This is a genomic window from Caballeronia sp. LZ008, assembly GCF_031451435.1.
Classification (GTDB): domain Bacteria; phylum Pseudomonadota; class Gammaproteobacteria; order Burkholderiales; family Burkholderiaceae; genus Caballeronia; species Caballeronia zhejiangensis.
Genome location: NZ_JARUXK010000003.1, coordinates 684,513 through 711,184, shown reverse-complemented (window position 1 = coordinate 711,184; position 26,672 = coordinate 684,513). Strand labels below are relative to the sequence as shown.

Here is a 26,672-nt window from a genome sequence, read left to right as displayed (position 1 = left end):
ACTGCCATGTCCGTCATCGAACTTACTATCAACGATCGATCCGTGCGCGAGGATGTCGAATCGCGCGTGCATCTCGGCGACTTTCTTCGCGATGCACACAACCTGACCGGCACGCACCTCGGTTGCGAGCACGGCGTGTGCGGCGCCTGCACCGTGCTCGTCGATGGCGAGCCGGTGCGCTCGTGCATCACATTCGCCGTCGCTTGCGATCAGCAGAAAATACGCACCATCGAAGGCTTCGAGGACGACGAACTGATGAAGCGTCTGCGTCGTGCGTTCTCGATCCATCACGGCCTGCAATGCGGTTATTGCACGCCCGGCATGCTGATCACCGCGCGGGATATCGTGCGCCGCTTTCCCGATGCGGACGAAGCACGCATCCGGCTCGAACTGTCGGGCAATCTGTGCCGCTGCACAGGCTATATGGGCATCGTCGCTGCGATCAAGGCGGTTCTCGCCGATCTGAAAGCGGAACCGATTGCGGATGCGCCTATCGCACGCGCAATAGTTAGCGATGCAACTATTTCGGCGCCAGCGTTTCAGACGTTCGCCGCTACACCGGTTGCCGCGCCGCAGGCACCCGTGGCCGCGAGCACTGCATCGACGGATCAACCCGCCGCGCAACGCAAAGGGTGGACCGCAATAGACGACAGCTTCGTCGTTCCCTTCGCGCTCGACAAGGTGTGGGCGTTCATGGGCGATCTGCCTTCGGTCACGTCGTGTCTTCCGGGCGCGGAACTCGTGGAGCACGACGGCGAAAGCGTGAAGGGCAAGATCGCGATCAAGTTCGGACCGATGTCGGCGAACTTCGCTGGCGCGGCGCGCCTGGAACGCGACGATGCCGCGCATCGCGCGGTCATGCGTGGAGCGGGGCAGGACAACATCAGCCGTTCGCGAGCGAATGGCGATGTGACATATGCATTGACGAGCGAAGGCGGGGGCGCGCAAACGCGGGTCGCGGTCACGCTCGAATACATGTTGCAAGGACCGCTCGCGCAGTTCTCGCGTTCGGGCCTCGTGAAGGATTTCGTGCGCAGGATGATCGCGGATTTCGGCGCGCGCATCACGGCGCAGCTCGGCGGTAACGCGGCGCCCGAGGCGGCGCTGTCGTCATCGTCCGCGAAGTTCAATGCGGGCAGCCTCGTGTGGAGCGTCATCTGGGCGCGCATCAAACAGCTTTTCGGAAAGGGCGATTGAGCACGCGAGATGAGCCGGTCCCGGCTCGTCGCACGATCATATCGTCAGCCTACTGATCAAATGGAGTTCAAATGAACAAGCGGATTCGCAAGATCGCCCTGGAAGAGCATTTCAGCACGCCCGGTTTCCAGAGCTATTCGAAGAGCTTCACGCAGCACATCGCGCCTGAAGTCCTGCGCGATCTCGCCGCGCGCCTGACCGATTTCGACGAACAGCGCATCGTCGAAATGGATCGCGCGGGCATCGACTACACGATACTTTCGCAAACGGGCCCGAGCGTGCAGGGCGAGCCGGATGCGGCGCTCGCGATCAGCCGCGCGAAGGCGAGCAACGACTTTCTCGCGCAGCAGATCGCGCGTCATCCGTTGCGCTTCGGCGGCTTTGCGACGTTGCCGATGCATACCGCGAAGGCCGCATCCGATGAACTGACGCGCGCCGTGCGCGAACTCGGCTTCAAGGGCGCGCTCGTCAATGGTCACACACTCGGCACCTACTACGACGACCGCGCTTACGATCCCTTCTGGGCGACGATGCAGGAACTCGACGTACCTTTATATCTGCATCCGACGGATGCATTCGTGACCCCGCGCGTGCTCGACGGTCATCCCGAACTCACCGGCGCGACTTGGGGCTGGGGCATCGAAACCGGCAGCCACGCATTGCGCCTGCTGTTCAGCGGCGTGTTCGATCGCTTCCCCAATCTGAAGATCATTCTCGGGCACATGGGCGAAGGTCTGCCGTTCTTGCGCTGGCGCTTCGACAGCCGTTTCGCGGTTTATTCGCATGGCCTGAGTCTTGAACGGGCGCCTTCGGATTACATCGGCACCAACATCCTGATCACGACCTCGGGCGTGTGCTCGGCCCCGGCGCTCATCGGCGCGATCGGCGAAATGGGCGCGCAAGCGGTGATGTTCTCGGTTGACTATCCGTATGAATCGACGGAGATCGCAGCGGACTTCATAGAACACGCGCCGCTCGACGACGCCACGCGAGCGCTCGTCTGTCACGGCAATGCGGAACGCCTCTTCCGCCTTTGACCACCCCGAAGAACACAAGCACATGGAGCAGCACATGACCAAGCACTACCGCATCGGCCAGATCGTGCCGAGTTCGAACACGACGATGGAGACCGAGATTCCCGCGATGTTGCTCGCGCGCCAGACGATTCGCCCCGAGCGCTTCACGTTTCATTCGAGCCGCATGCGGCTGAAAAAGGTCGTGAAGGAAGAACTCGCCGCGATGGATGCTGAGTCGGACCGCTGCGCAGTTGAACTCTCCGATGCGCGCGTCGATGTGCTCGGCTATGCGTGTCTCGTCGCGATCATGGCGATGGGTCATGGCTATCATCGCGTATCGCAAAAGCGCTTGCACGAGCGCACCGTCGACAACGGCGGCGATGCGCCCGTCATCACGAGCGCGGGCGCGCTGGTCGATGCATTGAAGGTGATCGGCGCGAAGCGCGTGGTCGTCGTCACGCCTTATATGAAGCCGTTGACCGAACTCGTGGTCGACTATATCCGCAATGAGGATTACGACGTGATCGACTATCGCGCGCTCGAGATTCCCGACAATCTCGAAGTCGCGCGTCATGATCCGAGCCGCCTTCCCGAGATCGTCATGTCGATGCGATATGAGGAAGCCGATGCCATCGTGCTGTCGGCATGCGTGCAGATGCCTTCGTTGCCGGTGATCGCGAAGGTCGAGGCAATGACGGGCAAGCCGGTCGTCACCGCGGCCGTCGCGACGACCTATGCGATGCTCAAGCAACTCGGTCTCGAAGCCGTCGTGCCGGGCGCGGGCGCGTTGCTGTCCGGCGCATATTGAGCGAGGGCGACATGTCGACTTATCTGTACGGCGCGAACGTTCAGGCGAATGGCATCCGTCAGCACTATCTGCGTTACGGTGGCGCACGCACGGGACTCGATCCGGTGATCATCGTGCCGGGCATTACGAGTCCTGCGGTGACGTGGGGCTTCGTCGCGGAGCATATTGGCCAAGTGTTCGATACCTATGTGCTCGATGTGCGCGGACGAGGCTTGTCGTCGGCATCGGATTCGCTCGACTACAGCCTCGACGCACAAGCCGCCGATCTGGTTGCGTTCGCAACTACCTTGGGATTCGAGCGCTACAGCGTCGTCGGTCACTCGATGGGCGCGCGCATCGGCATACGCGCTGCGCGTTCGGAGCCCGCAGGCATGACGCGTCTCGCGATGATCGATCCGCCCGTTTCGGGACCGGGACGTCGTGGCTATCCGTCGCAATTGCCGTGGTACATCGATTCGATCCGGCAGTCGCGCGAAGGCATGACCGCCGACGCAATGCGCGCCTTCTGCCCCACATGGACCCATGAACAACTCGCGTTGCGCGCGGAATGGCTTCATACATGTGACGAACGCGCGATACGCGCGAGCTTTGAAGGCTTCCATACCGACGACATTCACGCCGATCTCGCGCATCTGCGGATTGCCGCGCTGCTCGTCACCGCGGGCAGAGGCGACGTTGTGCGCGACGAAGACGTCGAAGAGATTCGCGCACTCGTGCCGCATCTTCAGCACACGCGCGTGCGTGACGCTGGTCACATGATTCCGTGGGACGACGAAGCCGGCTTTCACGCCGCGCTCGGCGATTTCCTCGGCGCATCCATTCCGACGCTCGTTGAAGGAGGCAATCATGCCAGTCAGTGACTATCAGATGGTCGATGCGTGGACGAAGGTGCTCGAGCTCTCGCGTCTCGAAGCAGGGCAGACCGTCACCATTCTCACGAGCGCGTCGACGCATCCGCAAACGCTATCGACCGCACTGATCGCGACGCAAGCGATGGGCGCAATCGTCAATCGCCTCGACTTGCCGCCGGTGAACGGCGAGAAGGCGTTGAGCCGCGATTCCCTCGCGTATCTCGGCACGACGCCGTTGACCGGCAACCGCGCCGCGATTGCCGCGTTGAAGGAAAGCGATCTCGTGCTCGATCTGATGACCTTGCTGTTCTCGCCCGAGCAACTCGACATACTCAAGGCCGGCACGAAGATCCTGCTCGCGGTCGAGCCACCCGAAGTGCTTACGCGCCTCGTGCCGACACCCGCCGATCGCGAACGCGTGCTCGCCGCACGGGCGCGCATCGCGCGCGCTAAGGAGATGCATATCGTCTCCGCCGCGGGGACGGATTTTCGCTGTCCGCTCGGCGAGTTCGAACCGATCGCCGAATACGGTTTCGTCGATGAACCGGGGCGCTGGGATCACTGGCCAAGCGGATTCGCGCTGACGTTTCCTAACGATGGCAAGGCGCATGGCCGCATCGTGATCGATCGCGGCGATATTTTGTTGCCGCAGAAAAGCTATGTGCAGGAACGCATCGAACTGACCGTCGAAGGCGGTTATGCAAAGCGCATCGGAGGCGGCATCGACGCGCAATTGCTAAGCGAATACATGGCGACGTTCAACGATCCAGAGGCCTACGCGATTTCGCACATTGGCTGGGGCCTGCAGCCGCGCGCTCACTGGTCGACGCTCGGGCTCTACGATCGCGAGGCGACCATCGGCATGGATGCGCGCGCGTTCGAAGGCAACTTCCTGTTTTCGCTCGGACCGAATAACGAAGCCGGCGGCAGCCGCTCGACGACCTGTCATATCGACATTCCGCTGCGTCATTGCGATGTATTCCTCGATGGCGAAGCCGTCGTGCGCGATGGCGTGGTCCTCGACCGCTGACCCAGGAAAACCACGCACATGTCCCACGATATCGAAACCTACAAGCGTCAGAGCTTCGGCTCGACGCTCGAACCGAAAGCGCCGGTCGGCCTTTTGATCGTCGATCTGGTGAACGGCTTCGCGAATCCCGAAGTGTTCGGCGGCGGCAATATTCCGCAAGCCATCGAGAACACCGTGCCCTTGCTTGCGCATGCGCGCGAGAAGGGCTGGCCGGTTGCGCATAGCCGTATCGTCTTCGCCGACGATGACTCCGATCACAACGTCTTCACGATGAAAGTGCCGGGCCTGCTCGCGCTGAAGGAAGATTCGCACGACAGCGCGATCGTGCCGCAGCTCACGCCGCGCGCAGGCGAACTCGTCGTGCGCAAAACAGCGCCATCGGCGTTCTTCGGGACGTCGCTCGCGGCATGGCTCACGCAGCATGGCGTGCGAACGCTCGTCGTCGCGGGTGCAGTGACGAGCGGTTGCGTGCGGTCGTCCGTCGTCGATGCGATGCAATACGGATTTCGTCCATTCGTGTTGTCGGATTGCGTCGGTGATCGCGCGATTGCGCCGCACGAGGCGAATCTCTTCGACATGGCGCAGAAATACGCTGCCGTGATGAAGCGTGATGAAGCGCTCGAATTGCTCAAAGATCTTTGATCATCTCGTAGCACGGCTCGCCTGATGCCAGGGCGCATGGGATCGACATGGCCACGTCTCTTTCGGAGCGGTCGCACCGCGCAGTCACGCGTCATGAATTCACGCTGATCGTCGCGTCTTCGTTCGGTGCGTTGCTCGAATGGTATGACTTCTATATCTACGCTGCGCTAGCGGGCACGTTCAGCACGTTGTTCTTTCCGAGCGGCAACGATACGGTGGCCTTTCTCGCGAGTCTCGCGACGTTCGGTGCGGGCTTCCTCGTACGTCCGCTCGGCGCGCTCTTCTTTGGCAGGCTCGGCGATCGCATCGGGCGAAAGTACACGTTCATGGCGACCATCGTGTTGATGGGCGTCGCGACCATCGGCGTGGGCTTGCTGCCGTCGTTCGACAAGATCGGCATGCCGGCGCCTGGCTTGCTCGTTGCGTTGCGGCTCTTGCAAGGCTTCGCGCTCGGCGGCGAAACGGGCGGCGCGGCGACCTATCTCGCGGAACATTCGCCTGTGGATCGGCGCGGCTTTTATACGAGCTCGCTGCAAACGACAGCGACGCTGGGCCTGCTCGCATCGATCGCGGCGGTCAGCATCAGCCGTGCATCGATGGACGAAGCCGCATTCCAGAGTTGGGGCTGGCGCGTGCCGTTCCTCGTGTCGATCGTGTTGCTCGCGATCTCGGTGTATCTGCGCACGAAGCTCGCCGAATCGCCGACCTTTCGTGAGATGAAGCGCGCGAACAGGTTATCGACTTCGCCGATAGGCGAGAGCTTCGGCGAATGGGCGAACCTCAAATACGTGTTGATCATGCTGTTCAGCACGGCATCGGGCGTGGGTGTCGTCTTCGGCACTGGACATTTCTACTCCATGTACTTTCTGCAGAACACGCTGAAAGTCGCGCCCAATACGGTGAACCTGTTCCTCGCGATTGCATTGATCGCGGTATTTCCGTTCTACCTCGTGTTCGGCTGGCTATCGGATCGCATTGGACGAAAGTGGATCATGATGCTCGCGTGCCTGTTGCTCGCCGCGACGACGCAACCGATCTTTCATGCGCTCACGCACTACGCGAATCCTCGGTTGGAAGCGTTTCAGAAGAGCGCACCTGTCACGGTCCACGCGGACGATTGCCGCTTTACGCTGTTCTCCGCGCCAGTGACGGAATGCGATCGCATACGCTCGTTTCTCAGCGCATCGGGTGTTTCGTATGACCGCGCTCCGTTGCAAGCGGGAGAAGCGGCATCGACGCAAATCGGCTCGATCGTCGTTCATGGAAGCGACAAACGCGAACTGGAAAACGCGTTGATCGCCTCGGGCTGGTCGGCGCATGCGGATGCATCGAAAATCAACGCGCCAATGGTCGTATTTCTGATGTGGCTTCTGCTGCTTTATCTCGCGATGGTCTACGGCCCGATGGCCGCATTCATGGTCGAGCTGTTTCCGGCGCGCATTCGATATACGTCGCTATCGTTGCCGTTCCATCTGGGTTCGGGCTGGTTCGGGGGAATGCTGCCGTTCGTGGTGTCGGCGATGGCTGTGGCGCGCGGCAACGTCTACTTCGGGCTCTGGTATCCGATCGTGATCGCGGTAGTGTCGTTCGCGGTCGGCGCGCTATTCGTGCCCGAAACGTACCGCCGCGATATCACGCGATAGTCAGTCGAAATGCTTGAGGGAAGTGCGGCCGTACTGATTATTGCCTTCGACGAGCTGCATCATCATTCGCACGAAATGAGCGCGATCTTCGGGGCTCAGCGGGCCAAGGAATCTGACTTGAGCTTCACGCATGCTGCCGTACATGTCCTTCATCGTGCGGCGTCCTTTCGCCGTGATGTTCGCGATCTTGAGGCGCCCGTCGTGCGGACTCGGCTCGCGCTTGACGAGTCCGCGTTCCTCCAGACGGCGCAGCACGTCGGCCATCGTCGTGCGATCGACGCCCACTTCCGCACACAGCGATGTCTGGTCGAGACCGGGCCGCTCGCTCAATGTGGTCAGCAAGCCGTACTGCACGGGCGTGATGGCGAAGTCCTTGCAGCACTCGAAGAAGAGCGCGATATGGATCTGATTGAGCCGCCGGATCAGAAACCCCGGCCGCTGCCACAAGTGTCCGGTCTCGATGCCGCCATCGGAAACAGCAGCTTTTTTATCGGCAACGGTACTCATCCTTAACCCTTTATCGAAGAAGTTTTGCCACGCAGGAATCTAAAGATTGTAGGTGCAATCACAGTTGCGCTCCCAATTTTTTCCGGATACAAATCTGTCCGTCAGCGTACTGACGAAATGCTGATGGCTGGAGCGCCGGATGTCAATGATTGAAGTCAATACGCGAAGTCAATAGAACGATGCGTCGCACGGTCATGCGCAGGTGAAGAAGGCGCGCATGAATAATCAGCATGCTGATTAAATGGCGAATGCGTTGAACGTCACCTCACTCAGAGTTTGGAGCCAAAGATGAGTTCTACCCCGGTACAGACGGACGACGTCGCCATTCATGGGCGGTCGATGTCACGCAACGATATCAAGACGCTGATGCTGGCGTCGCTAGGCGGCGCGCTGGAGTACTACGACTTCATCGTCGCGGTGTTCTTCACGAAGCTGCTCGCCACCGTGTTCTTTCCGCCGCAGACGCCCGAATGGCTCGCGCAGCTCGAAGTGTTCTGCATCTTCGCAGCGGGTTATCTCGTGCGTCCGATCGGCGGCATCTTCTTCGCGCACTTTGGCGATCGCATCGGCCGCAAGAAGATGTTCGCGCTGAGCCTTTTTCTCATGGCCGCGCCGACGTTGCTCATCGGCTTGTTGCCGAGCTATGCGACGCTCGGCATCGTCGCGCCGTTGCTCTTTCTCTTGTGCCGCGTTTTGCAGGGTCTTTCGGTCGGCGGGGAAGTGCCGGGTGCGTGGATCTTCTGCTCCGAGCATGTGAGGCGCGATCGTATCGGTCTCGCATGCGGTCTTCTGATGTCGGGTCTTTGCACCGGCATTCTGCTCGGCGCGCTGTCGGCGAAGTTCCTCATCGGCAACATGGAGCCGGCGGATCTGAAGAGCTGGGGCTGGCGTCTGCCGTTCATCGCGGGCGGCGCGTTCGGTCTGATCTCCGTTTATTTGCGCCGCTATCTGCAGGAAACGCCGGTGTTCGAAGCGCTGCGTGCGAAGCGTGAAGCGGATGCGCGTCTGCCGCTCGCGGTCGTGCTGAAAGAGCATCGCGGCGCGGTAATCGTCTCGCTGCTGGCGACGTGGGTGTTCTCCGGCATCTTCGTGCTGTACTTCCTCTACACGCCGACGTTCCTGCAATCGCAGTTCCACTTCGCGCCGAAGGATGTCTTCACGAACAACTCGTGGTCGATCTTCGGGCTGATCGTCGGCAGCACCTTCGCTGGATGGGCAGCCGACAAGATCGGCGGCGGGCGCGCGTATGCGATCGGCAGTGTCGCGATGCTGCTCGTCACCGGCGCGTTCTACATGAACCTGAACGCGGGCAGTCAGTCCGTGTGGGCGCTGTATATCCTCGGCGGCTTCCTGATCGGGACGATCACGCTCGGGCCTTACATCATCGTGAAGAGCTTTCCGCCGGAAGTGCGCTTCACCGGTTTCGCGCTCTCGTACAACACGGCGTATGCGATCTTCGGCGGCACCGCGCCCGCAATCGCCTCGTTTCTGGTAGGGCGGCAGGGCATCACGATGGCCCCCGCCTGGTACATTGGCGCGCTTTGCGTGCTCGGCGTGATCATCGGTCTCGCATGGCGTGCGCCCGTACATGCCGAATCGACGGCGCATTGAGGCCGGCCCTTCAATCCGCAGCGTTTTTCTGCGTCGATGCCGACGCGAGAAAACGCTTCCGTTCGAGCGAGACACATGTCTGTTGGCGGCGCTTCCGATAGCGGCATCGGCCGGTCATGGCTTTTGTACTTTTCGCTTGCGTTCGCGAGCATGACCTTTTCCGCGACGGGACCGGTCGCGATCATCATCGCCGCGTCGCGCGAGGGCGGCTTGAGCTTCGCGCAGACATCGTCGTGGCTGTTCGCGTCGATCGGCATGAACGGGCTGGCGAGCATCGTCATCAGCTGGAAGACGCGTCAGCCTTTGCTCTTTCTGTGGACGATTCCCGGCGCGATTCTCGCCGCGCCGGTGATCGCGCAATACGGATTCGGCGCAGCCGTGGGCACGTATCTCGTGTGCGCCGCGGTGCTGCTCGTGCTCGGCGTGACGAACCTCGTCGCGCTGCTCGACCGATGGGTGCCCATGGCGATCGTCATGGCGATGATCGCCGGACTCTTCATCAAGTACGTGCTGGCCGTCGTGCATTCGACGATAGCCGCGCCGCTCATAGGCGCCAGCATGTCGATCGCGTTCTTCGGGCTGATGTGGCTCGAGCGACGCAACGCAGCGCCCATGCCGCCGCTCATCGGCGCGATGCTGGCAGGCGCGGCGATTCTCTTCGCAACGGGCTTCCGTTTGCCGAGTCACAGCGGCGGTGCATGGACGGCGACGCCTGGGCTGGTCGCGCCGCGCTTCGATATTCACGCGATCTCGCAACTCTTGTTGCCGATGCTCGTCACCGTGATTTTCGTGCAGAACGCGCAGGGAATCGCGGTGACGCGGGCATCGGGATATCGCACGTCGTTGCGGCTCGTGACGATCTATAGCGGCGTGCTGAGCGCGATCACCGCGCCGTTCGGCGGCTGTCCTTCGGTGCTTGCGGGGCCGAGCAATGCGATTCTCGTGTCGGGCGGCACGCATGGCCGGCATTACATCGGCGCGTTGATCGCGGGCGTCATATGCGTGGCGATCGGCGTGTTCGCCACGGCATATGTGTTTCTGCTGGCGAATCTGCCCGGCGCGTATATCGCGATTCTCGCCGGGCTCGCGATGATGGGCGTGCTCGAAAAGTCTTTCGTCAGCGCGTTTCGTTCGGCGTTGCCGCTGAGCGCGATGATCGTGTTCGTCGTTACGCTCAGCGACGTGACCTTGCTTGGTATCGGCGCGGCTTTCTGGGGCGTCGTGGCGGGGTGCCTCGCTTACTACGCCGTGGAAAAGCCGCGCTCGGGCGACGTGCCCGCGTGAATCAACGCATCGCGCCCGCAAGGTTCTCCGCTTCGAGTCCAACGATCAGATCGACTTCGCCGTTGGCAAGCGGTTGCGTCGCCGGCACGCCCGCTGCTTTCAGCGCGGCGCCGTCGAGCCGCGACGCATCGCCGAGCGCGACGCGCAAGCGCGTGGCCGCGAGCGGTTCGAGCTTGAGGATATTGGCCGCACCGCCCAGCGCCGCGCGAATCTTTTCCGCGCGCGCCTTCTGCTGCGCTGCATCCTGCGCGGGCGCCGCACCCGGGGCGCTCATCGCGTCGGAAGCTGTGGCGGTGGATGCTGCGCCCGCCACTGGCAGATCGGCGTCGCTTCCCGCGGTCTTCAGATAGTCCTGCATGTCGGTCTTCATGTTCTCCGACAGCGGCCCGAAAATCGCCTGCACGCCGTTGCCGACGCGCACGACGCCCGCAGCGCCGAGCGCCTTCAACCTTGCATCATCGACGAGCGACGGATCGTTCACCGTGATGCGCAGGCGCGTGATGCACGCATCGAGGCTCTTGATGTTCGAGCGGCCGCCGAACGCGAGCACGAGATCGCGCGAGCGTCCGCCGACGCCACTGGAACTTACCGCGGCAGTGGCCACCGTATCGTCCTCACGTCCCGGCGTCTTGAGATTGAAGCGCGTAATCACGAAACGGAACACGACGTAATAGATCGCCGCATAGATCGGCCCGAGGATGAACACGTACCACGCGTGCGTCGCCTTGTTGCCGATCAGGTTGAACATCAAAAAGTCGATCGCGCCTTGCGAGAACGTGAAGCCCATGTGCATGTTCAGCGTATTGGCGACGAATTGCGCCGACGCCGCGAGACACGCGTGAATGAAGTACAGCACGGGCGCGACGAACAGGAACGCGAACTCGATCGGCTCCGTGATGCCGGTGAGGAAGGAAGTCAGCGCTGCCGACACCATCATGCCGCCGACCGCAACCTTCTTTTCGGGTTTGGCGCAATGCCAGATCGCGATCGCTGCGGCGGGCAGGCCGAACATCTTGAACAGGAAGGCGCCCGACAGAATGCCCGCGGTCGGATCGCCGGCGAAGAAACGGTTGATGTCGCCATGAACGATCTTGCCTGTCGTCGGATCGAGGAAGCTGCCCGCCTCGAAAAAAAACGGAACGTTCCAGATGTGATGCAAACCGAACGGAATCAGCAGACGTTCGACAAAACCGTACACGGTGGCCGCGGTGCGGGGATCGGAGACCGCCGCCCATTGCGAGAACGCCTTGATGACACCGCCGATCGGCGGCCACACGACCGACAGCACCGCGCCGAGCACGATCGCACCGATGGCCGTGACGATCGGCACGAAGCGCTTGCCGGCGAAGAAACCGAGATAGGCTGGCAGCGTGATGCGGTAATAGCGGTTGAACATCCACGCCGCGAGACCGCCCGCGAGAATGCCGCCGAACACGCCGGTCTGAATCGACGGAATGCCCATGATCATCGTCGGCTCGACGCCTTCGAGCTTCGCGATGACGCCGAGCGTCGCCGTCATCACGAGATAGCCGATGGTCGCCGCGATTCCCGATACGCCATCGTTTTCCGTGAAGCCGAGCGCCACGCCGATCGCGAAGATCAACGGCAGATTGCCGAAGATCACGTCGCCGGCGTTCTTCATCAGTTCGAGGATGATGGCGGGCACGTAGCCATGAAAATCGGTCGCGCCGAGACCGAGCAAGAGGCCGGCGACGGGCAGCACCGCGACCGGCAGCATCAGCGACTTGCCGACCTTCTGCACCACGCCGAATGCGTTTTTGAACATTTTTTTGTCTCCGCTTGTTCCGCTTATTCCGCGTACGGGGCGAGCAGGGCGCGCACTTCGGCGGCCGTGCCCAACGTGATTACCTTTGCCGCGAGCTGGCGGGCTTCGCCCATCGTGAGGCGCGCGAGTTGCGCCTTGATCGAGCCGACGGCAGGCACGCTGACCGACAGCTCGTCGATGCCGAGGCCGACGAGCACCGGCACCGCCATCGCATCGGACGCGATGCCGCCGCACACGCCGACCCACTTGCCATGCTTGTGCGCGCCATCGACGGTCATGCCGATCAGACGCAGCACCGCCGGATGCAGCGCGTCCGCCTGTTTCGCGAGCTTCGGATGTCCGCGATCCATCGCGACCGTGTACTGCGTCAGATCGTTGGTGCCGATGGAAAAGAAATCGACTTCGCGCGCGAGCGGCTCGGCGATGAGCGCGGCGGACGGCACTTCGATCATCACGCCGACCTTGACGCTGTCGATGCGATCGCCGGCTTCTTCCTGAAGAAGCCGCTTGGCCGCGCGCACTTCCTCGATGGACGCGACCATCGGGAACATGATGTGCAGATTGCCGATCGGCGCGGCCCGCAAAATCGCGCGCAATTGCGTGCGGAACATATCGGGACGATCGAGGCTCACGCGCACGCCGCGCAGCCCGAGGAACGGGTTGTCCTCTTTCGGCAGCGGCAGGTACGACAGCGGTTTGTCGCCGCCGACGTCGAGCGTTCGCACGACGAGCGGACGCTCGCGGCCGAGCGCTTCGGCCACGGCGCAATATTCGGCGGCCTGTTCGTCTTCCGACGGCGCGGTGTCGCGGTTATCGAACAAAAATTCGGAACGCAGCAGTCCGACGCCTTCCGCGCCCGCCGCGACCGCATCGCGCGCTTCCTGCGCATTCCGGATATTTGCAACGACTTCGACGCGATGCCCGTCCGCCGTGACGGCCTGCTTGCTCGCGGCGACTTTCTCTTCCTCGCGCTTTTTCGTCTGACGGTCGATGCGCTCGCGCGCCTTGGCCAGATCGTCCGCACTGGGATTGCGCCGCAGGCTGCCGTGCGAACCGTCGAGCACGACGAGCGTGCCATCGGGCAATTGCAGCGCATCTTCGTCGATGCCGCAGATCGCCGGAATGCCGAGCGAGCGCGCCAGAATCGCGACGTGACTCGTCGCGCCGCCGGTCGTCGTGCAGAAACCGAGCACCTTGCTGCGATCGAGCGAGGCCGTGTCCGAGGGCGAAAGCTCCTCGGCGATGAGGATCGATTCGTCCGCCACGTCGATATGCGCCTGCTTTACGCCCGCGAGCAGCGCCAGCACGCGGCGGCCGACATCGCGGATATCGCCCGCACGCTCGCGCAGAAGCGCGTTGTCGACCCTCTCCAGATTGCTCGCCTGCGTCTCGAACGCGGCGCGCCACGCAAAACCCGCGCTCTTGCCGTCGCTGATGCCGGCGATGGCCGCGTCCGTGAGATCGGGATCGTCGAGCAGTTCGAGGTGCGCGTCGAGGATCTGCGCCTTGGACGGATCGGTCAGATTCGCCTTCAGCGCCTCGATTTGCTGACGCGCTTCGTGATGCGCGGCGTCGAGCCGTGCGCGTTCGCGTTGCGGCGATTCGCCCGCCTCGGCCACGTCGATGACTTCGCGGCGGAACTGCACGATCTTGCCGACCGCGAGTCCCGGCGACGCGGATACGCCCGTGAATTCGTTGGCGTTCGTGGACGGGGCGCGCGCCGGTGCGACCGGTTCGGCCGCGGCAACGGCGGGCGCGGGCGCGTCGCCGGGCTTTTCGCCCGAGCCCGACGCGAGCAGGCGCGCGAGCGCGGCGGCGGCTTCACCGGCATCGGGGCCGGCGGCCTCGACGCGCAATTTGTCGCCGAAGCTCGTCGCGAGCGCCATCAGCGCGACGACGGATTTCGCGTTCGCGCTGTCATCGCCGCGCAGGACGCGAATGTCGGATTTGTATTTCTTGGCTTCGGCGGCGAATACCGCAGCGGGCCGCGCGTGCAGGCCTTGCGGATTCGGCAGCGTGATTTCGTCTGACCGGATGGCGCCTGCTGGGCCGCCGCTCGCGTCGTCCGCGGCGGCGCCGACGAATTCGACCGTCAACGCGACGTCCTTGCCCGCCGTGACGAGGCCCGTGGCGGGCACGTAGCGGGTCACGAGCTCACCGTTGGCGATGACCATCTGCGTGAGCAGGCTCACGGCCCGCGCGCCGACGACGACCGGATCGAAGCGGATCAGCGGCTGGCCGGTCGTGACGGTGTCGCCTTCCTTGACGAGCGGCGTGAAGCCTTCCCCGCGCAGCATCACGGTGTCGAGGCCGATGTGGATCAGCACCTGGAGACCGCTTTCGCCGGTGATCGTCGCCGCGTGCGCCGCTCGATGCAGCTGCGTGACTGTCCCCGAGAGCGGGGCGAGCAATTCGTCCGAAGTGGGATCGATCGATACGCCGTCGCCGACCATCTTCTGCGCGAAAACTGGATCGGGCACGGTGTCGAGTTGGACCATCACGCCTGACAACGGCGCTATCAACTCGATTCGTGCCAAACGTTGAGGAGCTTTCATGTGAACGACTCCTTGTCCTTTGACGATGAGCTGGAACCGGCCTGAGATCAATCATAGGCAACGGCTCCATGATTCGCTGACCGAATGGATGTGCGTTCGCAAAAGCACGCAGTACGTGCCGGAATGCCCACATCGATTCGGATTCTGAAACGCCGCGTTCTGCTTTCAAGAGCAGTGGCGGCAAAAAGCGCGCTATTGTTTCGCGGCGCAATGACGATTTCTAGAGACGACATTCGAATCGCGGCGATCCGTCGCAGGTAACGGGGGCTCGCGCTACTAAGCTTGTTAAGTAACAAATGCAAGAGAAAGGAGCGCAAACCATGACCTACCGCAACAAGACTGAAGCTTATTGGGAGCCGCTGTTGACAATCGCGCGCGACGAGCTAGGCATTCAATCGTTCGATCCGATCGGCAAGCCGAGCGCGGACATCCGCATGTGTCGCGTCGACGAAATCGGGCGCGCGCTCGAACGCGCTTACGACTTGGGTCTTTTGGTCGGAAACGGCGTGAAGCGCGCGGCGAGCACCGTCTGAAGACGGTTGGCGAGACGGTTTCTGAGGTCGCGAGCCCGTGCTCGAGCCGCTCGAATCGGCCGGGAATCCATACCCGTGCAACTCCCGATATAGAAGTAAGCAGCCGCTGGCTAAGATCGCTGGTTGATCATCGCTTAGGCCGCACCGAGTACATGAAGGACGAACGCCTCGTCGAAATGAGGATTTTCAAGGCCGTCGCGGAAACCGGCGGATTCACCGCTGCGGCGCTCATGCTCAACCTTCAGCAGCCGTATGTCAGCCGCGCGGTCTCGGCGCTCGAAAAGCGCCTCGGCGTCGCGCTGCTCAGGCGCTCGACGCGCAGTCTGCAGGTCACGCAGGAAGGCAACGAATATCTCGCGCTGTGCAAGCGCATTCTCGACGACATCGACACCGGCGAAGCCCAACTCGCGCGCGCGGGTCAGCACATGACCGGCAGTATCCGCGTGACGGTGGCGACTTCGTTCGGCATGGATCAGATCGTGCCGCTCATTCCGGGCTTTCTGGAGCGCTATCCCGGCCTGCGGGTGCGCCTGTCGCTGTCGGATACGCTCGCGGATGTGATCGGCGAAGGATTCGATGTCGCGATCCGCATGGGAAGCCTGCAGGACTCGAATCTCGTCAGCCGCAAGCTGTGTCATCTGCAGCGCGTCGTGACCGCGTCGCCTTCGTATATCGCGCGGCACGGCGTGCCTTCGGTGCCGGCGGATCTCGTCAACCACAATTGCCTGATGTGGGAGCCGCCGATGGATCATCTCAACCATTGGCCCTTCATGGTCGATGGCGAGCGCACGTCCATGCTCATCGACGGCAACTTTCAGACGAGCAGCGGCGTGAGCTCGGTGTACATGTGCCTCGCTGGCGTCGGCATCACGCGCATGGCCGAGCATATGGTGCTTCCGTCGATTCGCAGCAACATGCTCGTGCCGCTCTTGACCGACTTCCAGCCGAAGGACGAAACCGCGATCTATGCGCTGTATCCGCGCGACTCGTCGCTGCATCCGCGTGTGCGGGCGTTCATCGACTACGTGACGGAAAGGCTCAAGCGGCCGCCGTGGGCCGCCTGAGCCGGCGTTTCACTTGTCGTCGAGCGTCTTCGGCAGACGCATGGTCATCGCCGCGCCGAGCACGAGAAACGCGGAGATCACGTACATGCCGATTTCCGCGTGACCGACCATCACATTGAGCATGCCGACGAGATAAGGCGATACGAAGCCCGCGATATTCCCGACCGAATTGATGAACGCGAGCGCCGCCGCGACCGATGCGCCGACGAAGAGGCTCGTCGGCAGCGCCCAGAAGAGCGCGACGCACGAATAGACGCCCGCCGCCGCGATCGACAGACAGAGCGTCGTCATGATCGGGCCTGCCGAAAGCCACATGCTCGTGGCCAGTCCCACCGCGCCGATCAGCATGAAGAGGGCGAAATGCGCGCGGCGTCCGCCGGTGCGGTCGGCGCTGCGATTCGACACGAACAGCGCGATCGCCGCCACGACGTTCGGCACCGCCGAATACAGGCCGATGGACAACGGATCGGTCACGCCGCTGCGCTTGATGAGCGAGGGCATCCAGAAGCCGAGCGCGTAGAGGCCCATGATGAGGCAGAAGAAGATAGCGCAGAACCACCACAGCTTCCGGTTGGCGAGAAACGCGCGCACGCTCGGATGATCGATCTTGCCGGCGTTCTCCGCGCGAATTTCGGCCAGCACGTTCGAGCGCTCGTCCTCGCTGATCCATCGCGAGCGCGCGGGATCGTCATCGAGAAAGGCAAGCACGACGAACGCGAGCACGACGGCCGGAATCGCTTCGATCAGAAAAAGCCATTGCCACGCAGCCATATGCGCGTTGCCGGAGAACGCATGCAGGATGTAGCCGGAGATCGGACCCCCGACGACGAACGCGAGCGGCGCGCCCATCACGTAGATGGACATCGCGCGGCCGCGATAGCGGGCCGGAAACCACAGCGTGAGCAGATACATGATCGCGGGCGCGAAACCGGCTTCGGCGGCGCCGAGCAGAAAGCGCGCGATGTAGAACTGCATCGGCGTCTGCACGAAGATCATCGCCGCCGAGATGACGCCCCACGTCAGCATGATGCGGGCGATCCACTTACGCGCGCCGACACGGCGCATGATGAGGTTGCTCGGCACCTCGAAGAAGAAGTAGCCCGCGAAGAAGATGCCCGAGCCGAGGCCGTAGATCGCGTCGTCGAAACGCAGTGCGTCGAGCATCTGCAGTTTCGCAAAGCCAACGTTGACGCGGTCGAGATAGGCAACGAGATAACAGATCAGCAATAGCGGCAACAGCCGCCAGTAGGCTCGGTAGTAAGTGCGGCTCATGTCCGTCTGTCTGACGGCTTCTTCGCCATATAGCGCGTCCATGCGTGTCTCCAATATAGATTTTCTTGACCGCTCTCGGGCGGCATGCGCGGGCAAGTTGCGACATGGCGCATGCCGCCGCCGTACCTCGCACACCGATGGGTCAGTCGAGGTAATCCGGCTCCTGCTCGTTGATTTCGTAGAGCATGGTCTGGAAATGCAGCCAACTGATGAACGAATTGCCCAGATGGCGATGCGAATACTCCGCGAACTCCGGATCGATCTCGATCGGGCGCGACTCGGCCGCGTCCATCAGCAGTTGCATCCTGCAGCAATGATCGAGCGCGATGAACGTCCACACGGCATCGTCGATACTGTGACGGCTCGCGGTCAGCAGCCCGTGATTCTGGTGGATGATGGCCTTGTGATCGTTGAAGGCGCGCGCGATCGGATTGCCCGATTCATTCGCGACCGGCACCTTGCCCGCGCCATCGCGCACCACCGTATGGCTGCCGTAGAACATGCACGCGTCCTGCGTCACGTAGTCGAGCGGCTTGCCCATCGCGGCCCAGGCGTCGCCGTTGACGGTATGCGCGTGACACGAGCCGATGATGTCGGGGTTCTCCGCGTGAATCGCCGAATGCAGCACATAGCCCGCGCGATTCACGGCGTACTTGCCTTCGATCACCGTGCCCGAATGATCGACGAGCACCAGTTGCGATGTCTTCGTGCGCGACCACGGCACGCACATCGGATTGGTCCAGAAAAGCTCCGGATGCTCGGGATCGCGCACCGTCAGATGGCCTCCGAAGCCGAAGCTGAAGCCATGACGCGCGAAGATCCGGCACGCGGCCGCGAGATGCTCCTTGCGATAGCGGCGTTCCTCGGCGGAACTCGAAAACGTCGGTTCTTGCGGAAAAATCAGGTCGTCCTGTGTCGGACTGTAGACCGAGTCCTTGGCGTCCATCAACATCGTTTCGTCTCCTCGTGAAGGTATGGAATGCCAGTATAGAAGCGGACTTTCGGCGGATTCAGGGGCTATCCGGAATAGGATTTATGCATATCGTCCGGCCCGCCGCTTCACCGGCGCCTGTGCCGCGCGTGCGATTTCGGCCATCCGGCGATTTTTGTCCACCGTTGACAAGGAAAAATTTGACGCATTAGACTGGGCTCCATACCTCGCGGCCTGACAAAGATGTCCGCCCGAGGATCCGGCACAGAAGCCCCCTGACGAACCCGCGGTTCGTCAGGGGGCTTTTTTTTGTCCGCGTTTTTCCCCCTGTTCTAGCGCTCATTTCTGGAGAATCCGCATGTTGCTGAAGCCGTCGGGCTGGATGCGTCTCGCCCTTACCGCAGGACTTGCACTGACTTCGCTCGCATCGAGTGCCGCCGATCCCGTGAAGATCGGCCTGCTGGAAGATGCCTCGGGAAACTTCGCACTGGCGACCATTCCGAAAATTCACGCCACGCAACTCGCAGTCGATGAGATCAACGCGAAGGGCGGCATCCTCGGACGTCCGGTCTCGCTGATCGCCTACGACACGCAATCCGACAACACCAAGTTCCAGGAACTGGCACGGCGTCTCGTTCAGACCGACAAGCCCGATGTGATCTTCGGCGCATTCTCGAGCGCATCTCGCGAAGCGATTCGGCCGATCATGGACCGCGCGAAACAGCTTTACTGGTACGACAATCAGTACGAAGGCGGCGTGTGCGATACCAACACGTTCGTCACGGGCGCCGTGCCCGAACAGCAATTCTCGACGCTGATCCCGTGGATGATGCAGAAGTACGGCAAGAAGGTGTACACCATCGCCGCCGACTACAACTTCGGGCAGATTTCCGCCGAGTGGGTCCGCAACATCGTCAAGGAGAACGGCGGCACGATGGCCGGCGAGGAATTCATTCCGCTGTCGGTATCGCAGTTCGGACAGACGATCCAGAACATCCAGAAGGCGAAGCCCGACTTCGTGGTGACGTTGCTGGTCGGCGCCAATCAGGCGTCGTACTACGAGCAGCAGGCGTCGGCACATCTGAATCTGCCGATGGCGAGTTCGGTCAACGTCGGTCAGGCGTATGAGCACAAGCGCTTCAAACCGCCTGCGCTGAAGGACATGTACGTGACGGCGAACTACGTCGAAGAAGTCGATACGCCCGCCAGCAACGACTTCAAGAAGCGCTTCCACGCGAAGTTCCCGAACGAGCCGTACATCAATCAGGAAGCAGCGAACGCGTACGACGCCATCTATCTCTACAAGGCCGCCGTCGAAAAAGCCAAGACGACGAATCAGGACGCGGTGCGCAAGGCGCTCGAAAGCGGCATCTGCACGGAAGGCGCGCAGGGCAAGGTGTGCATGGACCCGAAGAGCCATCACGCGAGCCACACCATTTACCTCGTGCATGTGAAGGACGATCACTCGGTCGATATTCCGAAGGTCTGGGACGACGTCCAGCCGTACTGGCTCGGCAAGGTGGGCTGCGATCTGCCCAACAAGCCGGATCATCGCCAGTACACGCCGTCGAACCTGCCCAAGAAGTCCTGATCGTCCTGATCCGGGCCGGCGCGCGCGCCGCACACGACGGGCGCGCGCAGGTCTCTTGAACGTGGAGCATGCATGGCCACCTTTTCGGTTCTCTATTCGCTCGTCTATCAGTTCGGCGACAGCTTCGCCTATCTGGTGCTCGCGGCGCTCGGTCTCGCGGTCATCTTCGGCATGATGGGCGTCATCAATCTCGCGCATGGCGAGTTCATCATGTGCGGCGCCTACGTGACGATCATCGCGGCCAAGCGCGGCTTGCCGCTTCCTCTCGCCATGCTGCTCGGGGCGCTCGCGGCGGCGTTCGCGGGCGTGGTGATCGAGCGGCTCGTGATTCGCCACTTGTACGACCGCTTGTTCGATTCCGTCGTGGCGACGTGGGCAATCAGCCTCATCGTGCAGCAGACCATGCTGCTCGTCGCCGGACCTTCGATAGAAGGCATCGGCACGCCGTTCGGATCGTTCTCGCTCGGCGACTATTCGTTTTCGACGTACCGCGCCGTGCTGCCCGGCATCGCGCTGGCCATCCTGTTCGCGCTCTATCTGCTGTTCTTCAAGACGAACTACGGCGTCTGCGCCCGCGCGACGATCCAGAACGCCAGCATCGCGCAATGTCTCGGCCTGCGCACGGACCGTCTCTATACGCTGACGTTCGCGCTCGGCGCGGGACTGGCGGGCCTGACCGGCGCGCTCTATGCGCCGACCATGACCGCCGTGCCGACGATGGGCAGCAACTTCATCGTGCAGGCGTTCGTGTCGGTGGTCGTCGGCGGCGCGAACGTGATCGCGGGGACGACGCCCGCCGCGGCCGTGCTCGCCGTCATCCAGACCGCGCTCACGGCCTCGTATGGTCAGTTGTTCGGGCAGATCGGCTTGCTGGTGACGGTCATCGTCGTGATCCGGCTGATGCCGCAAGGTCTCGGCAACCTCTTTTCCCGCGCGCGCTAGGAGGCAATGTGAAGCAAACGAAAGAGCCTTCGCGGCAATCTCCCGCGAGCGCCACGACTCGCGCGGCGCACTACGTGCCCTGGCTCGTGGCGCTCACGCTGCCGCTCGTCGTGGATGCCACCACGAGCGGCAATCTCGCGTACTGCCTGTTGTGGGCGTTCGGCGCGGTCGGCCTCGCCGCAATGTGGGGCTATGGCGGCATCCTGTCCTTCGGGCAGACCGCCTTCTTCGGATTGGCGGGCTACAGCTACGGCATCTTCACGCTGAATTACGGCGATGCCTGGTTCGATTCGTGGCTCGGTCTCGGCGCGGGACTGGTGGTGAGCATCGTCGCGGCGGCGCTGATCGGCTACATGATCTTCTATGGCCGCATCAAGGGCGTGTTCATCGGCATCGTCACGTTGTCGGTGACGCTCGTGCTCGAAACGTTCATGTCGCAGACGGCCGGTCCGCAATGGGCGATCGGCGAAGCGCGCCTGAACGGCTACAACGGCATGGGCGGCATGCCGCCGCTCACGGTTCCCTGGCCGGGCGGACCGCTCACGCTGGAGAACGCGAGCTTCTACTACCTCGTGCTGATTCTGCTGATCGTCGTCTATGCCGCGATGCGCAAGCTGCTCGACGGCACGTTCGGCCTCACGCTCATCGCCATTCGCGAGAATCCGCAGCGCGCCGAGATGCTGGGCGTCGATATCCGCCGGCATCAGTTGCTCGTGTTCGTGCTCGGCTGCGCGCTCGGCGGATTGTCGGGCGCCCTGTACACGATCTGGGGCTCCTACATCACGCCCTCGACGATGGGCCTCACGTCCGCCGCCATGCCTGTGATCTGGGTGGCGACGTCGGGCAGAAAGAGCATCGGCGGGACCATTCTCGGCACGGCGCTCCTCGTGTGGCTTTCGCAGAATCTCGCGGTGTACGGCAGCCAGTACGCGCTGATCCTGCTCGGCGCGATCCTGTTGATCGTCGTGCTCGCGGCGCCGGAAGGTCTGCTGCCGTTCGTCGCGCGGCATCTGCGGCGTATGCAGGGCCGCGCGGGTCAGGATGCGCCTCGCGGCGGCGCATGTCTCAAACGGGAGGAGGGCAAGTCATGACCACGCTGCTGGAAACGCGCGGACTCAAGAAGCACTTCGGCGGCGCGCACGTCATCAACGGCATCGACTTCCGCATCGATGCAGGCGAGATTCGCTGCGTGATCGGGCCGAACGGCGCGGGCAAGAGCACGTTCTTCAAGCTCATCACGGGGGAGCACCGGCCGTCGGAAGGCAGCGTGATGTTTCTCGGCCAGGACATGAGTCATGTGCTGCCGCACGAACGCATTCGCATGGGCATGAGCATCAAGTTCCAGATTCCCGGCGTGTTCCCGGACCTGAGCGTGCGTCAGCACTTGCAACTGTCGCTGCATCGCGCGAAGGACGATCGCCCCGAAAGCCTCGATGAACTCTTGCAGCGCTTCATGCTGGAAAACGAGGAACATGTGCTCGCGCGCAATCTGTCGCACGGCAAGAAGCAATGGCTCGAAATCGCGATGGCCGTATCGCTGCGTCCGAAGCTGCTCTTTCTCGATGAACCCGTCGCCGGCATGTCCGTCGAGGAAACCCATGCCACCGGCGAGCTCATCAAGCGTCTGTCGGCTGCGGGTCTCACGATGATGGTGGTCGAGCACGACATGACCTTCGTCAAGCAGATCGCGTCGCGCGTGACCGTGTTGCACGGAGGAAGCCTGCTCGCCGATGGCCCGCTCGACGAGATCCTCGCACGCGACGATGTCGCGGAAGTCTATCTGGGGAAGAAGAAATGAGCGCGTTGCTTCAAGTGTCGGGCGTGGAAGCGGGATACGGCGGCGGACGCGTGCTCAACGGCGTGTCGTTGAGCGTCGGGGCGGGCGAAGTGCTGGCGCTCATCGGGCGCAACGGCGTCGGCAAGACGACGCTGATGCGCGCGTTGATCGGGCTGATCGATCTCGATGCGGGGAGCATCGAACTCGATGGCGAATCCATCGGCCACGAAAAGCCGTATGTTCGCGCGCAGAAGGGCATGGGCTACGTGCCGCAAGGCCGCGAGATTTTCGGCGCGTTGACGGTCGCGGAAAACCTGCAGGTCGGCGCGCAGGCGAATCGCGCGCAGGCGGCGCAGATGAAGGACAAGGTGGTCGGCTATTTTCCGATTCTGAAGAAGCGCTACCAGCAGAAGGCCGGAACCATGAGCGGCGGCGAACAGCAGCAGCTCGCGATCGCGCGGGCGCTCATCAGTTCGCCGAAAGTGGTATTGCTCGATGAGCCGTCCGAAGGCATCCAGCCATCGATCGTCGATCTGATCGGCGAGACGCTTCAGCAGATCGCGCGTGAAACGGGCATCGGCGTGGTGCTGGTCGAGCAGGACATGGGGATGGTCGAACGCATCGCGACGCGCTGCTGCGTGATGGACAAGGGCCGCATCGTCGAGACGCTGAGCCCCGCGCAGCTCGCGGACGAACAACTGATTCGCCAGTATCTGGCACTGTGACGGAGACGAAACATGAAATGGCTTGAAGACTCGATCATGATGAAGCGTGGCGTCGGCGCCGATCGCGAGCCGGTGGAGCACCATCTGACCGAGGAAATGCAGAAGACGTATCACTACACGATCGGCCCGTACTCGCAGCCGGTCTTGCATGTGAAGCCCGGCGATCGCGTCGTCGTGGAAACGCGCGACGCGTTCGAAGGCAAGATCAGGGAGGAGACGGACAAGCCGTCGCAAGTGCTGCAGGTGCCGTTCCTCAATCCGCAGAACGGGCCGATCATGATCGAGGGCGCGGAGAAGGGCGATGTGGTCGCCGTCTACATCGAAAAGATGGCGCCGCGCGGCGACGATCCGCACGGCTTCTGCTGCATGATCCCGAACTTCGGCGGATTGACGGGCACGGACTACACCGCGCTCCTGAACGAGCCGCTGCCCGAAGTGGTGCGCAAGATCAAGATCGACGAAGAAAACGTCTACTGGAGCAAACGCAACACGCTGCCGTACAAGCCGCATATCGGCACGCTGAGTCTTTCACCCGAAATCGATTCGATCAATTCGCTCACCCCCGACAATCACGGCGGCAACATGGACGTGCCCGACATGGGGCCGGGCAGCATCACGTACTTGCCGGTGCGCTCGCCGGGCGGACGGCTGTTCATCGGCGATGCACACGCCTGTCAGGGCGACGGCGAAGTCTGCGGCACGGCCGTCGAATATCAGAGCACGACGACCGTGCGCGTCGATCTCATCAAGAAGTGGCAGATCGACTGGCCGCGCCTCGAAAACGAAGATGCGCTGATGAGCATCGGCAGCGCGCGGCCGCTGGAAGACGCGACGCGCATCGCGTACCGTGAACTCGTGCTGTGGATGGCCGCGGAGTACGGCTTCGACAAGTGGGACGCGTACATGATGCTGAGTCAGGTCGGCAAGGTTCGACTGGGCAATTTTGTCGATCCAAAATATACGGTTGGCGCAATGGTCGCCAAGCACTACCTCAAATAACGCGTCAGTCAGACGAATCCAGAGCAGTTGGTATCACGCGCGGGGCCGCCGTTCCGCGCGCATTCGGGAGCGTGTCACGAAATGGCTTTGTCCGATCCCATCCGAGTGGGCCTGTTGTGCTCGACGAGCGGCTCGACCGCGTTGCTCGAGCAGTCTCAATGGCGTGGTGCGCGCCTCGCCGTCGAAGAGATCAATGCGCGCGGCGGCATAGGCGGGCGCGAGCTCGTCGCCGTCCACTACGATCCCGCGTCCGATCCGGCTGCGTTCCGCGAGCTTGCGGAGCGTCTGATCGTGAAGGACGGCGTCAATACGATTTTCGGCGGATACACATCGACGAGCCGCAAGGCGATGCTGCCCGTCGTCGAAAAGCACAACCGTCTGCTGATTTACGCGCAGATGTACGAGGGCTTCGAGTATTCGGACAACATCATCTACAGCGGCGCGTCGCCCAATCAGAACGGCGTGCAACTCGCGGACTTCATGACGGAGACGTTCGGCGCGCGCGTGTATTTCGTCGGTTCGAGCTATGTCTATCCGTACGAATGCAACCGCACCATGCAGGAGCTGCTGCTTCAGCATCCGGAAGGCGCGATCCTCGGCGAACGCTATCTTTCGCTCGACGCCACGCGCGAGCAGTTCGAACAGGTCGTCGCGGACATCCGGCGCAAGTCGCCGGACTGGATCTTCAGCACGGTCATCGGCGCGACCGTGCCGTATCTCTACGATGCCTACGCGCACGCGGACTTCGATCCGTCGCGCATGCCGATCGGCAGCCTGAACACATCGGAGACGGAAATCCACGCGATGCAGCGTGGCATCGCGGCGGGGCACATCACGGCGGCGCCGTATTTTCAGAGCATCGACACGGAAGAGAATCATCGCGCGGTGGCGCATCATCAGTCGCGCTACGGCTCCGATACCCCGACCGACATGAACTGGGAGGCCGCGTACTATCAGATGCACATGTTCGCCGAAGCCTACGCGCGCTCGGGCTCCGACGAGATCGGCGCGATCATGCCGCATCTGCTCGGCTCGGAATACGCTGCGCCGCAAGGCCGCGTGCGTATCGATCCGGTCAATCATCACATGGCGCTCTATCCGCGCATCGGCCGCGCGAATGCCGACGGCCAGTTCACGATCCTGCGCGAGTCCAAGTTCGCCGTCGGCCCCGATCCCTACATGACGCGTCAGACGCTCGGGGACTGGGTCACGAAGCTGAGCACGCGAGAGTACTGACGTGAGCGCGCGAACAGACAGAGGCCAGCGAAGCCTGACGGGTTCGATTCTCGAGCGCAATGCGCGCGTCGTCGTGTTTCATCCCGATGACGATGACGGACTGACGCTCACGAATCATCTGAGGCGCATGGGCTTTCAGGTGGAGCGATGCTGGCCGCCCACGGACACGCTGCCCGAGAAGACCGATCTGGTGTTTCGCGCGTTGCTGCCCGAAGAGCGTGCGCCGAAGGGCGAGTGGAGCGGTCCGGATGCGCCGCCCGTCATCTGCGTGGTGGCGTATGAGAACCCGACGTTCATCGATCAGGCCATCAAGCTGGGATCGGACGGCATCGTCACGACGCCCATTCGCGCCTCCGGTCTCTTGTCCACCGTGGTGATGGCGCTCTATCACGCGAGGCGCGCGCGTCAGCATACGCAACGCATCGCGAGGCTCGAACAGAAGCTGCTCGACAGCCGGCATCTGCAGGAAGCCAAGAACATTTTGATGATCATGCATCGCGTGAGCGAGCGCGAAGCGTACGACATGCTGCGCGCGCAGGCGATGGAAAAGCGCGTGACCATCGACGATATCTGCCACTCCGTCATTCAGGCGGGCGAAGTCCTGCAGATCGCGCGCGGACTTTCAACGGAGGACGGGCGCGACCGGGAGTGAGCGCGTCGTGCCGCCATTTT

The 26,672-nt window shown here is 62.6% G+C and carries 24 protein-coding genes; 19 read left to right on the top strand and 5 right to left on the bottom strand.

Going from position 1 to position 26,672, the window contains the following annotated elements; all coding sequences use genetic code 11:
- Positions 1–6: 6 nt before the first annotated feature.
- The 7 genes from QCE49_RS22205 (at position 7) to QCE49_RS22175 (ending at position 7,187) form a co-directional block, all read left to right on the top strand.
- Positions 7–1,197, top strand: a complete 1,191-nt coding sequence (locus QCE49_RS22205) for a 2Fe-2S iron-sulfur cluster-binding protein (RefSeq protein ID WP_250457401.1) — start codon at positions 7–9, stop codon at positions 1,195–1,197.
- 71 nt (positions 1,198–1,268) lie between these two features.
- A complete protein-coding gene (locus tag QCE49_RS22200; RefSeq protein WP_250457402.1) occupies positions 1,269–2,234 on the top strand; it encodes an amidohydrolase family protein in 966 nt (321 codons plus the stop codon).
- A 34-nt stretch (positions 2,235–2,268) separates the two neighbouring features.
- On the top strand, positions 2,269–3,021 hold the full coding sequence (locus QCE49_RS22195) for an Asp/Glu racemase (protein ID WP_250457403.1): 753 nt from the start codon (positions 2,269–2,271) through the stop codon (positions 3,019–3,021).
- An 11-nt stretch (positions 3,022–3,032) separates the two neighbouring features.
- A complete protein-coding gene (locus QCE49_RS22190) occupies positions 3,033–3,881 on the top strand; it encodes an alpha/beta fold hydrolase (protein WP_250457404.1) in 849 nt (282 codons plus the stop codon).
- Entirely contained in the window at positions 3,868–4,902 is a 1,035-nt protein-coding gene (locus QCE49_RS22185) for a 2,5-dihydroxypyridine 5,6-dioxygenase (RefSeq protein WP_250457405.1), read from the top strand. The genes QCE49_RS22190 and QCE49_RS22185 overlap by 14 nt, the downstream gene beginning before the upstream one ends.
- 18 nt (positions 4,903–4,920) lie before the next feature.
- On the top strand, positions 4,921–5,544 hold the full coding sequence (locus QCE49_RS22180; protein WP_008348163.1) for an N-carbamoylsarcosine amidohydrolase: 624 nt from the start codon (positions 4,921–4,923) through the stop codon (positions 5,542–5,544).
- 47 nt (positions 5,545–5,591) lie between these two features.
- On the top strand, positions 5,592–7,187 hold the full coding sequence (locus QCE49_RS22175; RefSeq protein ID WP_250457406.1) for an MFS transporter: 1,596 nt from the start codon (positions 5,592–5,594) through the stop codon (positions 7,185–7,187).
- On the opposite strand, the gene QCE49_RS22170 is transcribed toward QCE49_RS22175, so the two are convergent.
- Positions 7,188–7,694: a MarR family winged helix-turn-helix transcriptional regulator gene (locus QCE49_RS22170; protein WP_200889168.1), complete on the bottom strand. Its 507-nt coding sequence runs from the start codon at positions 7,692–7,694 to the stop codon at positions 7,188–7,190.
- A 288-nt stretch (positions 7,695–7,982) separates the two neighbouring features.
- On the opposite strand from QCE49_RS22170, the gene QCE49_RS22165 reads away from it, so the two are divergent.
- Together QCE49_RS22165 and QCE49_RS22160 are read left to right on the top strand one after the other, a co-directional pair.
- A complete protein-coding gene (locus QCE49_RS22165) occupies positions 7,983–9,305 on the top strand; it encodes an MFS transporter (protein WP_239294831.1) in 1,323 nt (440 codons plus the stop codon).
- A 75-nt stretch (positions 9,306–9,380) separates the two neighbouring features.
- On the top strand, positions 9,381–10,589 hold the full coding sequence (locus QCE49_RS22160; protein ID WP_250457407.1) for a benzoate/H(+) symporter BenE family transporter: 1,209 nt from the start codon (positions 9,381–9,383) through the stop codon (positions 10,587–10,589).
- Between the two features lies 1 nt (position 10,590).
- Here QCE49_RS22160 and ptsG read toward each other — a convergent pair whose 3' ends face one another.
- Together ptsG and ptsP are read right to left on the bottom strand one after the other, a co-directional pair.
- Positions 10,591–12,375, bottom strand: a complete 1,785-nt coding sequence (gene ptsG / locus QCE49_RS22155) for a PTS glucose transporter subunit IIBC (protein ID WP_250457408.1) — start codon at positions 12,373–12,375, stop codon at positions 10,591–10,593.
- A 23-nt stretch (positions 12,376–12,398) separates the two neighbouring features.
- On the bottom strand, positions 12,399–14,930 hold the full coding sequence (ptsP, locus tag QCE49_RS22150) for a phosphoenolpyruvate--protein phosphotransferase (RefSeq protein ID WP_033536207.1): 2,532 nt from the start codon (positions 14,928–14,930) through the stop codon (positions 12,399–12,401).
- Between the two features lie 320 nt (positions 14,931–15,250).
- On the opposite strand from ptsP, the gene QCE49_RS22145 reads away from it, so the two are divergent.
- Both QCE49_RS22145 and QCE49_RS22140 read left to right on the top strand, forming a co-directional pair.
- A complete protein-coding gene (locus tag QCE49_RS22145) occupies positions 15,251–15,463 on the top strand; it encodes a DUF6900 domain-containing protein (RefSeq protein WP_250436561.1) in 213 nt (70 codons plus the stop codon).
- Between the two features lie 152 nt (positions 15,464–15,615).
- The gene (locus tag QCE49_RS22140; RefSeq protein ID WP_008348147.1) at positions 15,616–16,527 is read left to right on the top strand and encodes a LysR family transcriptional regulator; all 912 of its coding nucleotides are present in this window, start codon (positions 15,616–15,618) and stop codon (positions 16,525–16,527) included.
- A 9-nt stretch (positions 16,528–16,536) separates the two neighbouring features.
- On the opposite strand, the gene QCE49_RS22135 is transcribed toward QCE49_RS22140, so the two are convergent.
- Positions 16,537–17,841 (bottom strand): MFS transporter, encoded by a 1,305-nt coding sequence (locus QCE49_RS22135; protein ID WP_175980928.1) that lies wholly within the window; start codon positions 17,839–17,841, stop codon positions 16,537–16,539.
- Positions 17,842–17,941: 100 nt separating this feature from the next.
- Positions 17,942–18,751, bottom strand: a complete 810-nt coding sequence (locus tag QCE49_RS22130) for a class II aldolase/adducin family protein (protein ID WP_008348142.1) — start codon at positions 18,749–18,751, stop codon at positions 17,942–17,944.
- Between the two features lie 337 nt (positions 18,752–19,088).
- Between QCE49_RS22130 and QCE49_RS22125 the strand changes: the two genes are divergently transcribed.
- The 8 genes from QCE49_RS22125 (at position 19,089) to QCE49_RS22090 (ending at position 26,652) form a co-directional block, all read left to right on the top strand.
- Complete coding sequence (locus tag QCE49_RS22125; RefSeq protein ID WP_008348141.1) at positions 19,089–20,321, top strand: urea ABC transporter substrate-binding protein; 1,233 nt, start codon at positions 19,089–19,091, stop codon at positions 20,319–20,321.
- A 72-nt stretch (positions 20,322–20,393) separates the two neighbouring features.
- Positions 20,394–21,263, top strand: a complete 870-nt coding sequence (locus QCE49_RS22120; RefSeq protein ID WP_008348139.1) for an ABC transporter permease subunit — start codon at positions 20,394–20,396, stop codon at positions 21,261–21,263.
- A gap of 8 nt (positions 21,264–21,271) precedes the next feature.
- A complete protein-coding gene (locus QCE49_RS22115) occupies positions 21,272–22,354 on the top strand; it encodes an ABC transporter permease subunit (protein ID WP_250457409.1) in 1,083 nt (360 codons plus the stop codon).
- Entirely contained in the window at positions 22,351–23,061 is a 711-nt protein-coding gene (locus QCE49_RS22110; RefSeq protein ID WP_008348134.1) for an ABC transporter ATP-binding protein, read from the top strand. The genes QCE49_RS22115 and QCE49_RS22110 overlap by 4 nt, the downstream gene beginning before the upstream one ends.
- Entirely contained in the window at positions 23,058–23,765 is a 708-nt protein-coding gene (locus QCE49_RS22105; RefSeq protein WP_008348132.1) for an ABC transporter ATP-binding protein, read from the top strand. Before QCE49_RS22110 ends, QCE49_RS22105 begins: the two co-directional genes overlap by 4 nt.
- A 12-nt stretch (positions 23,766–23,777) precedes the next feature.
- Positions 23,778–24,764, top strand: a complete 987-nt coding sequence (locus QCE49_RS22100; RefSeq protein ID WP_008348131.1) for an acetamidase/formamidase family protein — start codon at positions 23,778–23,780, stop codon at positions 24,762–24,764.
- A gap of 81 nt (positions 24,765–24,845) precedes the next feature.
- Positions 24,846–26,000, top strand: a complete 1,155-nt coding sequence (locus QCE49_RS22095) for a transporter substrate-binding domain-containing protein (RefSeq protein ID WP_008348129.1) — start codon at positions 24,846–24,848, stop codon at positions 25,998–26,000.
- Between the two features lies 1 nt (position 26,001).
- Positions 26,002–26,652: an ANTAR domain-containing response regulator gene (locus QCE49_RS22090; RefSeq protein ID WP_008348127.1), complete on the top strand. Its 651-nt coding sequence runs from the start codon at positions 26,002–26,004 to the stop codon at positions 26,650–26,652.
- Positions 26,653–26,672 lie beyond the last annotated feature (20 nt).